General features: G+C 42.5%; 9 protein-coding genes. All 9 read left to right on the top strand.

Features of this window, described 5'->3' with window-relative positions; genetic code table 11:
• The first annotated feature begins 90 nt into the window (after positions 1-90).
• The 9 genes from RT761_RS12215 (at position 91) to RT761_RS12255 (ending at position 13,841) form a co-directional block, all read left to right on the top strand.
• Positions 91-1,257, top strand: a complete 1,167-nt coding sequence (locus RT761_RS12215; protein ID WP_218111699.1) for a GuaB3 family IMP dehydrogenase-related protein — start codon at positions 91-93, stop codon at positions 1,255-1,257.
• Entirely contained in the window at positions 1,257-2,792 is a 1,536-nt protein-coding gene (gene guaA, locus RT761_RS12220; protein WP_218111700.1) for a glutamine-hydrolyzing GMP synthase, read from the top strand. The genes RT761_RS12215 and guaA overlap by 1 nt, the downstream gene beginning before the upstream one ends.
• Before the next feature lie 50 nt (positions 2,793-2,842).
• Positions 2,843-4,132: an adenylosuccinate synthase gene (locus tag RT761_RS12225; RefSeq protein ID WP_218111701.1), complete on the top strand. Its 1,290-nt coding sequence runs from the start codon at positions 2,843-2,845 to the stop codon at positions 4,130-4,132.
• 18 nt (positions 4,133-4,150) lie between these two features.
• Entirely contained in the window at positions 4,151-6,172 is a 2,022-nt protein-coding gene (gene ligA / locus RT761_RS12230; protein ID WP_218111702.1) for an NAD-dependent DNA ligase LigA, read from the top strand.
• 117 nt (positions 6,173-6,289) lie between these two features.
• On the top strand, positions 6,290-6,595 hold the full coding sequence (gene gatC / locus RT761_RS12235; RefSeq protein ID WP_218111703.1) for an Asp-tRNA(Asn)/Glu-tRNA(Gln) amidotransferase subunit GatC: 306 nt from the start codon (positions 6,290-6,292) through the stop codon (positions 6,593-6,595).
• A 1-nt stretch (position 6,596) separates the two neighbouring features.
• Complete coding sequence (gene gatA / locus RT761_RS12240) at positions 6,597-8,090, top strand: Asp-tRNA(Asn)/Glu-tRNA(Gln) amidotransferase subunit GatA (protein WP_218111704.1); 1,494 nt, start codon at positions 6,597-6,599, stop codon at positions 8,088-8,090.
• Positions 8,090-9,538, top strand: a complete 1,449-nt coding sequence (gene gatB / locus RT761_RS12245) for an Asp-tRNA(Asn)/Glu-tRNA(Gln) amidotransferase subunit GatB (RefSeq protein ID WP_218111705.1) — start codon at positions 8,090-8,092, stop codon at positions 9,536-9,538. The genes gatA and gatB overlap by 1 nt, the downstream gene beginning before the upstream one ends.
• Positions 9,539-9,542: 4 nt before the next feature.
• Complete coding sequence (locus tag RT761_RS12250) at positions 9,543-12,974, top strand: DNA polymerase III subunit alpha (protein WP_218111706.1); 3,432 nt, start codon at positions 9,543-9,545, stop codon at positions 12,972-12,974.
• 6 nt (positions 12,975-12,980) lie between these two features.
• The gene (locus tag RT761_RS12255; RefSeq protein WP_218111707.1) at positions 12,981-13,841 is read left to right on the top strand and encodes a tetratricopeptide repeat protein; all 861 of its coding nucleotides are present in this window, start codon (positions 12,981-12,983) and stop codon (positions 13,839-13,841) included.
• Positions 13,842-13,854: the final 13 nt, after the last annotated feature.

Here is a 13,854-nt window from a genome sequence, read left to right on the forward strand (position 1 = left end):
GCGTCAACCATAATGAATCAAAGGGAATATATTTGTGAATCAATACTTGGTTTTTAATACTGCTGAGATGAACGGAGGAAGGTGAAACCCATGCATGAAGTGTCATTAGGAAAATACCGGATGGCTCGAATGACTTACGGGTTTGATGAAATTTCCTTGGTTCCTGGACTTCGAACCATAGACCCGCTAGATGTTGACCTAAGCATCTCCATTGGGAATGAACATCTCGACCTCCCTATACTTGGAGCAGCCATGGATGGAGTTATTGATCCGATAATGGCGGTGACTATGGGAAAATTGGGTGCCGTGGGAGTTCTCAACCTGGAAGGCATATTCTGTCGTTATCAAGATCCCTATCCGATGATTTCCAGTCTTATTCAAAAATCACGAGAAGAAATCACCAGTTTCTTGCAAAAAACCTATCAAGAACCAATCCAAGAATCACTTATAAAAGAACGAATCCAGCAAATTAAATCCCAGGGTGTTCTTACCGCCGCATCAGTGACTCCTTCTCGAGCTCAAACCTTAGGCATTAAAGCCATTGAAGCCGGTCTCGATCTCTTGGTTATCCAATCCACCGTCACTACTCGGGAATTTTTATCTTCTCGGAGCACTGCTTTTGATTTAAAAAGCTTTTGCCAAGGTCTTCCTATACCGGTTATCGTTGGAAATTGTGCAACTTACGAAGTTGCTCTGGAATTAATGAAAGCCGGTGCTTCAGGAATTTTAGTGGGCATTGGGCCAGGTGCTGCCTGTACGACTCGTGCTGTATTGGGAATAGGGATCCCTCAAATTACTGCTACTGTTGATGCAGCAGCTGCTCGTTATGACTATTGGAAAGAAACCGGTCGATATGTAACGGTCATTACCGATGGAGGAATGAGAGTTGGTGGTGACGTTGCCAAAGCGATTGCCAGCGGTGCTGATGCCGTCATGCTTGGTTCTCCTTTAGCTTCGGCGCAAGAGGCTCCGGGTCAAGGCCATCATTGGGGGATGGCAACTCCCGACCCCAACCTTCCCCGTGGTACACTGGTTAAAGTTGGCATTAAAGGAACCTTAAAAGAAATTCTGCTTGGACCCAGCCATGTCACCGATGGAACGATGAATTTTGTTGGTGCTTTAAGAGGTTCAATGGGTTCTTTGGGAGCTCAAAACATTAAAGAAATGCAGCAAATCCCTATCGATATATCTCCAAGCATTTGGACTGAAGGAAAATTTCTTCAGAAAATTCAAGGAGTGGGCATGGGGAGGTCATAATGGACAAAATCGTAATTTTAGATTTTGGTTCCCAATACACCCAGCTCATTGCTCGAAGAATCAGGGAATATCAGGTTTATTGTGAAATCTGGCCTTATCACTTAAAAGAATGTGATTTGAATAGTTCCGATATCAAAGGGATCATCCTCTCGGGAAGTCCCTACAGTGTTGCTGACTCTCGCGCTCCTTTGCTGGAAGAGATGGTTCTCAAATCCAATAAACCTTTATTGGGAATATGCTACGGTCTTCATCTTTTAGTGAAAACTTTAGGTGGGAAGGTGGTCCAGTCCCAAACTCGAGAATACGGGAAAGCCCTCCTGACAATTTTGGAAAAAAGAGGCATCTTTGAAGGTTTCGGAAACGAAATAGTTTGCTGGATGAGTCACGGTGATAGCGTTAAAGAAATTCCGCCGCAATTCCAATGTATTGCTCGAACTGAAACCTGTGACTATGCTGCTATTGTCGATGATCAGAGAAGAATTTGGGGAATTCAGTTTCACCCTGAGGTATCTCACACTCCTTTAGGAAAAGAGATATTATCCAACTTCATTTTTAACGTATGCGGATGTGCTCCGGATTGGACAGCAGAATCAATCGTCAAACAACAAATTCAATGGCTCCGCAATACTGCTCAAAAGGAAAAAGTGGTCTGTGCTTTAAGTGGTGGAGTCGATTCGGTAACTGCAGCAGTTTTAACCTACCGAGCGATTGGCGATCAGCTGAGCTGTATCTTCGTGAATAATGGTTTGATGAGAAAGGGTGAGCCAGAACACGTTCTCCGGAATATGGAAGCTCTATTGGGAAAGGGACGGGTTATTGCCGTCGATGCTAAAGATCGTTTTTTAAAAGAACTTCAGGGTGTTATCGACCCAGAACAAAAAAGAAAAATTATTGGTCGGGTTTTTATCGAAGTTTTCGAAGAAGAAGCCCGAAATTTAGGTGATGCCACTTGCTTGCTCCAGGGCACCACTTATCCTGATGTTATAGAAAGCATCTCGGTTTGCGGACCATCGGTAAAAATCAAAAGCCACCATAATGTTGGCGGGCTCCCCGAACTGATGCATCTTCGGGTAATCGAACCTTTGCGATTCCTTTTCAAAGATGAAGTCCGACAATTAGCAATAGAATTAGGCATTCCCGATGAGATTGTTTGGCGACAACCCTTTCCCGGGCCGGGTCTTGCGGTCAGAATTATTGGTGAAGTAACCGAAAACCGACTGGAAATTTTGCGGGATATGGATTACATCATCTATCAAGAGTTGAGGAATTCCCCAATTTTCAAAAAACTTTGGCAATCCTTCGGCGTGTTGGTTCCAGTTCGAAGCGTAGGCATCATGGGGGATGAGAGAACCTATAAATACGTCGGTGTACTTCGGGCTGTCATGAGTGAAGATGGGATGACCGCCGATTGGGCAAAAATTTCCTACGAAGCCTTAGACATAATCGCCCGCCGAGTGGTGAATGAAGTTGCTGGTATTGGACGAATGGTTTTTGATATTACTTCCAAACCACCGGCGACAATTGAATGGGAATAGAAAACGAATACTGTATAAATAATATTGGAAAATAAAGAGGAGGAATATCCATGCCTCTCGCAATCATCTCTGGCACCCATTGGGGTGACGAGGGAAAAGGAAAAATAGTAGATTATATCAGCCAAAAAGCCAATATAGTCATTCGAGCTCAAGGAGGGAGTAATGCCGGGCACACAGTCGTCGTTGAAGGTAAAAAATACGTCTTTCATCTTATCCCTTCAGGTATTCTTCATTCTGGTATAAAATGTATTTTAGGAGATGGTATGGTCATTGACCCTGCCGATCTTCTGCAAGAAATTCAATTTCTACGGGATAATGGATGGGAAGAATCACTGCAAAGATTACTCATCAGTGAAAAAGCCCATCTGGTTATGCCTTATCATCGTTTATTCGATCAACTCCAGGAAACTTTTCGTCAGAGTTCCCGAATCGGAACCACCGGTCGAGGGATTGGCCCTGCTTATGAGGATAAAGTTGCTCGATGGGGAATCCGGACTGTCGACCTTTTAAATCTGGATACCTTTAAAGAAAAACTCCAGCTGGTTTTAAATTATAAGAATATTATTCTGGAAAAGGTTTTTCAAAAACCTCCACTTTCTTTTAAAAGTATTTATGAACAATTTGAAAAATACTCTGAGCAATTAAAACCGTATATCGTTAATACCCTTCCTATTATTCACGACGCTCTTGCTTCCCATCAGAATCTAATCGTTGAAGGAGCCCAGGGTACCATGCTGGATCTGGATCATGGAACCTATCCCTATGTTACTTCTTCCCACCCAATAGCTGCCGGTTCTTTACTGGGAGCCAGCTTAGGTCCCCTTTCCCACATCCAATCGGTTGGAATCTGCAAAGCCTATACCTCCCGAGTCGGAGAGGGACCCTTCCCAACTGAATGTCTCGATCATATTGGTGAAACTTTACGGGAACGTGGGGGAGAGTATGGGTCCACTACCGGCCGGCCAAGACGATGTGGCTGGTTGGATGGAGTGGTGCTGAAGTATGCGGCTCGGATTAACGCTCTGACCTCTTTGGTTATAACCAAACTTGATGTCTTAGGCGGTTTTTCGAAAATTCAATTTTGCACTCATTACCGTATGGGAAATCGCATTTCTTGGGAACTTCCCAATCATTCTTTCGACTGGAATACCGCTCAGCCAGTTTACCAAGAATTGGAGGGATGGGAGAGTGATATCTCAAAAATCCAATTCTATAATGACCTTCCCCGGGCTACCCGCGATTATATTGAATTTATTGAAGATTTTATAGAAATCCCGGTGGCAATTCTCTCGGTTGGCCAAGATCGAAGCTCTACCATTGTCCGGAAAGAAATCTTTTAAAAAGGCGGCTTCTCTGGCATGGAAAGAGACACAATTCGTCAAGAAATCGAAAAATTAAGAGAAATTATTCGTCAACACGACTATCGGTATTACGTTCTTAATCAACCAACGGTTACCGATGATGAATATGATGCCTTAATGAGAAAGCTACAGGAATTGGAAAAGAACTATCCTGAATATTTAACCGCCGACTCTCCCACACAGCGGGTTGCCGGTAAACCTCAGGATGGTTTTCCGCCTTTCCTGCATTTTCAACCACTCCTGAGTCTTAGTAATGCGGTTGAAGAAGATGATATTCGAGAATTCGATCAACGGCTGCAAAGGCTTCTCAATCAAAACCAAGCTGAATATGTAGTTGAATTAAAAATTGATGGTTTGGCAATCAACCTCAGATATGAAGAAGGAATTCTTACTCATGGAGCTACCCGGGGAGACGGAACTGTTGGTGAAGATGTGACTCCGAATATTCGGACCATTAAAACCATTCCACTGCGCTTATTGGGTGACAAAATTCCCCAGGTCATTGAGATCCAGGGCGAAATATTTATGGGGAAAAACGCTTTTAACCGTCTCAACCAAGAAAGAATTGCTAAAAATGAACCTCCCTTTGCCAACCCTCGTAATGCCGCTGCGGGTTCGCTTCGTCAACTTGATCCGCGGATGACAGCCACTCGAGAACTCCATTTGTTTGTCTATGGAGCAACTTTGATTGAAAGCAACCTTTCTCCCATCACCCACTGGGAACTTCTAATGTATTTAAAAGAATTGGGATTCATGGTTAACCCCTACATTCAGTTGGTATCTTCCATAGAAGAAGTCATTGATATTCATCGTAAATGGGAAAAGAAACGAAAACAATTAGAATATGAAATCGATGGGTTGGTCATTAAACTTAATTCTTTACCCGATCGAAGTCGTTTGGGATCGACCAGCAAGAGTCCCCGTTGGGCAATCGCCTACAAGTTCGAAGCAACAACTGAGATGACCAGAATCCTTAACATCGAAGTAAATGTAGGACGGACGGGAACACTTACTCCGGTTGCCGTATTAGAACCGGTTAATATCGGGGGAGTTACCGTTAAGCGAGCTACCCTTCATAATGAAGACGAATTAAAGAGGAAAGATGTCCGAATAGGTGATTGGGTTTTGGTCGGTCGAGCCGGAGACGTCATCCCCGAAGTGGTTCGGGTTATTTCAGAACAAAGAACCGGTTCGGAAATTATTTTTCAAATGCCCTCAACCTGTCCAGCCTGTCATGCTCCAGTGAAAAGAGAAATCGGAGAGGCCGCTTGGAAATGCGTCAATATAAACTGTCCGGCTCAGCGAAAGGAGAAAATTAATCACTGGGCTTCACGGGATGCGATGGATATTGAAGGACTGGGGGAAAAATTAGTCAGCCAACTTATTGAGACCGGTTTAGTTCAATCCATTTCCGATCTCTATCGCTTGAAAATCGAGGAATTAATTGATTTGGAACGAATGGGACCGAAATCGGCAGAAAACCTGATTAAAGCCATCGGTCAGTCTAAAACGAGAGAATTAGCTCGTTTCGTCTATGCTCTGGGAATTCCTTTTGTTGGTTCCCATGTTGCCCAGATTCTCACCAATCATTTCTCCTCATTAGATCAGATTATTAAAGCGTCAGAGGAACAATTTCTAATCATAGATGGAATCGGGCCTACAGTTTCTCAATCGATACTCAATTTCTTTTCTATTTCCGAAAACCTTCATTTGATCAAGGAATTAAAAGCTCTTGGGGTCCATCCTACCCAGAAAAAAAAGGAAAAATCGGTAAAACCCCAAGAATTTTTTCAGGGAAAAACTTTCCTTTTTACCGGAACTCTCAGCCATTTTTCTCGTAAAGAAGCCGAGGATCTGGTGGTTTCTCGAGGAGGAAAAGTTGTTAAAGCTATTTCTTCTCAGGTGAATTATCTAATAGTGGGAGAACAACCGGGTTCAAAACGGGAACAAGCGATAAAAAAAAACATTCCTCTTTTAACTGAATCAGAGTTCGAGGAGAAAATTCAATCGGATTTTTGAAAAGAGGAAAGCTTTTCACTATAATAGTATGGTATTGTAAAAAAATAGCAACGTAATCAATGAGCGAATGCAAAAAATGATAATAGAATATACCCCCGCAGGAAAGGAGTGGGTCGATTGCCAGAGACAATTTCATTGTCGGAAATAAAAAAAGTCGTTGCTCTTGCTAAGCTGTCCATTCCCGATATCGATTTGGAACAGTTTTTTATAGAAATTAACAACATCCTTTCTCACTTTGACAAATTAAATCGCCTTGAACTCAAGGAGGTCTCGCCCACATCACATATCTCCTGGAGCCAACCACCATCTAATCCCGACGAGCCTCGGGAATGGATGGCAAAGGAAGAACTATTTTCCCAGGCACCAGACGTCATCGATCAGTATTTTATTGTGCCAAAAGTGGTTGACAAACAGGAGGAATAAAATGAACATCGATACTATTAAAAATTTTACTATAGATGATTATCAAAATGCCTATAAAAATAAAGAAATTTCCCCGACAGAAATAACCCAGCTTTTTCTAGATCGTATACGTCTTCTCGATCCTTCCCTCCGAGCTTTTCTAACCGTTGATGACAAGGGTGCCATGCAACGTGCTCAGGAGTTGGAAGAAAAAAAATTCGGAGAAGCCGATTTTCCCCCTCTCTATGGTATTCCCCTCGCTATTAAAGATAACATCTGCATCCAGGGACTACCGACTACTTGTGGATCGAGAATTCTCAGCAACTACCATTCACCTTTTAACGCAACCGCTGTTGAAAAAATAATAAAAGCTGGTGGTATTTTTTTGGGAAAAACCAACATGGACGAATTTGCCATGGGTTCTTCGACTGAAAATAGCGGTTTTGGGCCAACTCGAAATCCTTTCGATCCCAAACGAGTACCCGGGGGTTCGAGCGGGGGATCAGCTGCCAGCGTAGCTGCCCTGGAAGCACCATTGGCACTGGGCTCTGACACTGGTGGATCAGTCCGTCAACCTGCAGCTTTCTGTGGAATAGTGGGGCTGCGTCCTACCTATGGCCGGATCTCTCGTTATGGATTGATTAGTTTTGCTTCTTCTCTTGACCAAATTGGAACTCTCACTCGTAATGTCCAAGATAGTCTAGCGCTTTTTTCAGTGATCAGTGGTCAAGACAATCGTGACTCGACCTGTGCTCCTTATCCTCCTTTTTCTTCATCCGATTGCCTTCACGAGGATGAAATCAAAAAAATGAAGGTGGGAGTTGCCAAGGAATATTTCACCACCGGTGTAGATCCGGTTATTACCCAGCGAATTCAAGAAATCCTTAATATTCTCACCAAGGAAGGATTTGAAGTAGTAGAGGTTTCACTCCCCCATACTGATTACGCCTTGGAAGCTTATTATATTGTTGCACCGGCTGAAGCTTGTTCCAATTTAGCCCGTTATGACGGCGTTGCTTACGGTTATCGTTGCAATCAACCACTCAACCTTCAAGACCTCTATACTCGAACCAGAACCACCGGTTTTGGAAAAGAAGTACTTCGCCGGATTATTTTAGGAACCTATTGTTTAAGTTCTGGTTATTATGATGAATTCTACCTCAAAGGAATGCAGGTTCGCACTCTGGTGAAAAAGGACTTTGAAGAGAGTTTTGAGAAATGTGATATCCTTCTCGCTCCGGTTACGCCCAGCTTACCTTTTAAGTTTGGTGAAAAGAGCCACGATCCCTATCAAATGTACTTAGCTGATGTTTTTACCATTCCTTCAGCAATGGCAGGCATTCCAGCTCTTTCACTCAATTGTGGGTATCACCAACATCTTCCCATTGGGCTGCAGATCCTCGGAGCGCCCTTCCAGGAAGGAAAAATTTTGAGTTTTGCTTCCTTTTTAGAAAAAATTCTTTTGGTTCCACCTCCCGATATCGATTCACTTCATCCCAAAAAGGAGGTGCATTGATGAGTACTTGGCACATTACCATAGGCTTAGAAGTTCATTGTCAGCTTCTTACCCAGGCAAAACTCTTTTGCCAATGCGGAACCGATTACATTGGTAAATCACCGAACAGCCTCGTGTGTCCAGTTTGTTTGGGGCTTCCAGGTTCATTACCAGTCATGAATCAACACGCCATGCAATTGGCCATTCGAACGGCTTCTTCACTCCACTGCCAGTTGCTGCCAAAGGTAGTTTTTCATAGAAAAAACTATTTTTATCCCGATCTTCCCAAGGGATATCAGATTTCTCAATATGACCTTCCGATCGGTGTTAATGGTTATTTTGAGTTTTTAACTCAGGGTGAAAAAAAACAAGTCCGGATTAAACGAGTTCACATTGAAGAAGATGCCGGGAAACTCATCCATGAGGGGGTCACCCTCCCCGAAAACAGTTCGGGTGTGGATTTTAACCGTTGTGGGATTCCGCTGGTTGAAATAGTTACCGAACCTGACCTTCATCATCCCGAAGAAGCCCGGGATAGTTTAATCGCTCTTCGGGATTTGGTGCGATTTATCGAAGTCAGCGATGGAAATATGGAAGAAGGCTCCTTGCGATGTGATGCCAACATCTCCATATCACCCCATCCAGATCAAATGGGCGCCAAGGTTGAGGTTAAAAATATGAATTCTTTCCGCTCGGTATTCCGAGCACTGGAATTTGAAATTAATCGTCAAAAAAGATGTTTAGAAGAGGGAAATTGCGTTCCTCAAGAAACTCGTCACTGGGATGAGATCAATGCAGTAACTGTTTCTTCCCGGGGGAAAGAGGATGCGGAAGACTACCGTTACTTTCCCGATCCGGATCTTCTCCCATATATAATTCAGGAAGAGGTTATTCAACAAATCAAATCATCCCTTCCAGAGCTTCCCTTGGAACGAAAGGAACGATTTATGATTGACTTTGAACTCACTGAACCAGAAGCCAATGTTTTGGTGCAAGAAAAATCATTGGCGGATTTCTTCGAAAATTGTATTCAGGAATTAAATAAACCAAAATTCATTGCCAACTGGACCATAACCGAAGTCTTAAAAAACTTGAACGCTCTTGATATTGATATCACCCAAAGTAAGATAACTCCTTCGTCTTTTATGGAATTACTCAAGATGATCGACAAAAAAGAAATCAGTGGGACTATCGCCAAAACTGTCTTGGAAGAGATGTTTCAAACCGGGGGTCGTGCCAAAGAAATTATGGCAAAGAAGGGTATTTCTCAAATTAATAGTGAAAAAGAAATTGAAAAAATTATTCGACAAGTTATCGAACAAAATCCACAAAGTGTTGCTGATTTTTTAGGCGGGAAAGAAAAAGCCTTTCATTTTCTTTTTGGCCAAGTCATGAAAACCACTCGAGGGCAAGCTAATCCTGACCTGGTAAAAAGCATTCTCAATAAAGAATTGTCGGCTGAGGGATAAGGAAATGAATTTTACTCACCTGCACCTCCATACCGAATACAGCTTGTTGGACGGATCAATTCGTATTCAGGAGCTTCTTCAAAAAGCTCGAGAAACTGGCATGAAATCAGTAGCCATCACCGATCATGGTGTGATGTATGGAGTCATCGATTTTTATAAACAAGCTCACCATGCCGGTATCAAACCCATAATTGGATGTGAAGCTTATGTGGCTCCGGGCAGTCGCTTTGAGAAAACCGTAACCAAAGGTGAAGAAAGTGCTTTTCATTTGGTTTTACTGGCCCGCAATCAAACCGGATATCGGAATCTGGTTAAGTTAGTGAGTTTAGGATTTCTTGAAGGTTTTTATTACAAACCCCGTATCGATCGGGCTTTATTACAAGAACATTCGGAAGGCCTCATCGCCCTCAGTGCCTGTTTGGCAGGGGAAATTCCCTCGCTCATTTTAACTGGGAAGCAGAAGGAAGCCGAAAAATTAGCAGCTGAATATCGTGAACTTTTCGGAAGTGATGCTTTTTATCTGGAGTTGCAAGAAAATAAGATTCCCGAACAAACTCAGGTCAATCAGGCTTTGATTGAAATCGGGAAAAAACTCAATATCCCCTTGGTAGCTACCAACGATTCTCACTATCTCAACCAAGAAGATGCCCGAGTTCATGAGATTATTTTAGCCATACAAACCGCTACCAATCTCAATGACCCAAAAAGGCTCCGTTTTCCTACTCAAGAATTCTTTCTAAAAACTCCAGAAGAAATGATCCGGGACTTTTCCTCAGTTCCTGAAGCAATTGAAAACACCGAACGGATTGCTGAATTGTGCGAGGTTAAATTGGAGTTAGGCCAGGTTCTTCTCCCGGAATTTTCCGTTCCCGAGGGATTTGATGTTTCTGGATACCTTCGACATCTTTGCCTTGAGGGACTGCAGCGTCGTTATGGTGATCCTCCTCCCGAAAAAGTCAAAAACCAATTAGAATACGAGTTAAAGGTTATTAACAATATGGGTTATGATGCGTATTTCTTGATTGTATGGGACTTTGTCAAATATTCTCGAGAGAAGGGAATCATGGTTGGACCGGGCAGAGGATCGGCAGCCGGAAGTTTAGTTTCTTATTCCCTCGGAATAACCAATATTGATCCCCTGCGTTATGGGCTTTTATTCGAACGTTTCCTCAACCCAGAACGAATTAGTATGCCTGATATCGATATTGACTTTTGTTTCGAAAGAAGAGGAGAGGTCATTGATTACGTTTCCAATAAATATGGACATACCAATGTGGCTCAAATCATTACCTTTGGTCGTATGATGGCTCGAGGGGCGGTTCGGGATGTCGGTCGGGCTTTGGGTTGGAGTTATGGAGAGGTTGATAAAATCGCCAAGCTCATCCCAGGAGCACCGGGAGTGACTCTCGAAAAGGCGATCGACACCAATGCTGAATTAAAAAAACTGGTTAAAAATGATTCAAACGTTGCCCAACTTTTAGAAATCGCCCAAAAAATAGAAGGGCTTTGTCGCCACGCTTCAATGCATGCTGCTGGAGTAGTAATTTCCCATAAACCCCTTACCGAGTATGTTCCACTCCAAAAAATGAGCAATAATGAAATCGTCACCCAATTCGATATGGACACTTTAGGCGAGTTGGGTTTGCTCAAGATGGACTTTTTAGGCTTAAGGACTCTTACCGTTATTGAACGAACTTTAAACATCATTAAAAAAACGGCTCAAATAGATATTAATCTGGATGCAATTGCTCTAGACGACCAAGAGACTTATGAATTGTTAGGGCGGGGAGAAACAACCGGGGTATTTCAGCTGGAAAGTTCAGGCATGAAGGAACTTCTTAAAAGATTCCATCCCACCGTAATTGAAGAATTGACTGCACTTTTGGCTCTTTATCGTCCTGGACCATTGGGAAGCGGAATGATTGATGATTTTATTAAAAGAAAACATGGGAAGGTAAAAGTAACTTATCCCCACCCAAGCTTGGAAGACATATTGAAAGAAACCTATGGTGTCATTCTTTACCAGGAACAGGTCATGAAAATTGCCAGTGAACTGGCGGGCTTTACCCTCGGTCAAGCTGATATTCTCCGCCGAGCCATGGGAAAGAAAAAAGCTGACGTTATGGAACAACAAAGAGACCGATTTATCCAAGGATCCAAAGAAAAAGGCCACGACCCCAAAACCGCCGCTGAGATATTCGACCTAATAGAATATTTTGCTGGATATGGTTTTAACAAGTCACATAGTGCCGCTTATGCTTTTATATCCTATCAAACTGCCTATCTCAAGGCCCATTATCCCACCGAATATCTCACCGCCTGCCTTACCAGTATTCAGGAAGATACCGATAAAATTGCTAAATTTATTATGGAAGCACGCCGACTATCCATCAAAATACTTCCACCTGATGTCAACGAGAGTTTAGCCAATTTTACCGTGGTCGGGGAAAAGAAAATCCGATTTGGATTGGCAGCAATTAAAAATGTTGGTGAAAACGCCGTGAACGAAATTCTGACTCGAAGGAAAGAAGCTCGTTTTCAAAATATCTTCGATTTCATGGAACGGGTTGATCAAAGGGTAATCAACAAACGGGTTATCGAAAGCCTCATCAAAGCCGGAGCTTTCGACAGTCTCCATCACAATCGAAATCAACTTTTCAGCTCTTCAGAAGAGATCATCCATTTTTATACCAAACGAAAAAAAAGAAATCAACCTCAACAGGCTACACTTTTTGGCGACTTGAAACCGGTCATGCAGGAAGTACTTACTCTCAAGGAAGTTCCAGAATTTCGAACCCGAGATCTGCTTTCCATGGAAAAAGAAATAATCGGCCTTTATATCAGTGATCATCCGGTAAGAAATGCTCTTGCCTCTCACACATTTTTAAATGTCATTCCCTTTGAACAAGTTCAAATGATGAAGGATAAGGCTGCTGTTCGGATTATGGGGGCTATCGTTGAATCCAGAAGAATCACCACCAAAACCGGGAAAGATATGTATTTTGTTACCCTTGAAGACGAAACCGGGACGATTGAATCCATCTTTTTCCCAAAAATCGCCGACCGGCTTCAAAATATCCTGGAAAAAGAAAACGTTCTCTGTTTAGAGGGAAGAGTAGATGTATTAGATTCAGGGGTTAATAAAGTCATTGCTGAAAAAATATTAGATCTGGATAAAATAAAGCCAAATGAAAAATCCGTTCACATTGAAATATCGAATCCCGACGACCCTCTATCGGTTTTCTATAGTTTGAAAGATTGTCTACAAAGGCATATTGGGACTCAACCGGTGATTTTGCATGTTATTGGCAATCAGGAACGATGGGCGATTGAAATGGGTAAACAATTTCGAGTGAATTGGAATCAAGAACTCGAACAAGCCCTGTTTGATGTTTTAGAAGGTATTCAAAAAAAGAGATTTTGGTTGGCTGGATGAGGTGATATGGTGATGACCTATCGGAGATGGTTTTGTTTAATTCTGTTGTTTTTGTTGCTCATCGGTGCTCTTTCTTTAGAGCAAACCGCTTACTCCCAAGATGCAGAAACATTTTATAAAAATGGCTATATTTATTTCTCACAAAACAACTTTGAAAAAGCAAAAGAATCCTATCAACAGGCTATTCAAATCAAACCTGATTATTGGGATGCCCGGTACTGGCTGGGAAAAACCTATGAGGTGCTGGAAGAATTTCCCCAGGCAATAAATGAATGGAAGATGATCCTCCAAAATCAACCTGGTCATCAAGAAGCATTTAAAAAATGGCGGTCCTATGCCGTATCTCAGATTCGGCTCAGCAACCAAGAGAGACAGAATTTAGAAAATGTATTTCTCTATCAGAATGGTTCTCCGGAAACCTATCGAAACCAACCCTGGGATGTCGTCATCCCCTATGGATTGGCGATTTCGAGGCAAAATGACTTTATTTCAGCTTTCTTATCCGCTCGTTTATTTCGTTGGGTAGGATCTCAGATCAGTAGCTTGCTTTTTGACCATGCTGCCATCAGTTACCAAAAAGCTTTAGATTTCGCTGCCACCAATCCACCTGAAGATTCGGAGTTAGTCTTTCAACTCATCAAGGATATTACCAACTATTATGGCCAAAGCAATACCATGCAGAAAAAAGTCGAATCCTTGTACCAGAGTATCTTAGCTCAGCAGGCGGGAGTAACAGCCGAAGAAACCGATAATATATCTCAAGTAGAAATCAAAGTGACGGCAAGTGGTATCGAAAGTGGTCCTGCAGACAACCGGAGTCAAAACGGTTCTAATCCAAGATTTTATATCGATACCGATATTGAATGATTCCGAGAGAAAC

The sequence above is a fragment of the Atribacter laminatus genome (assembly GCF_015775515.1).
Lineage (GTDB): Bacteria > Atribacterota > Atribacteria > Atribacterales > Atribacteraceae > Atribacter > Atribacter laminatus.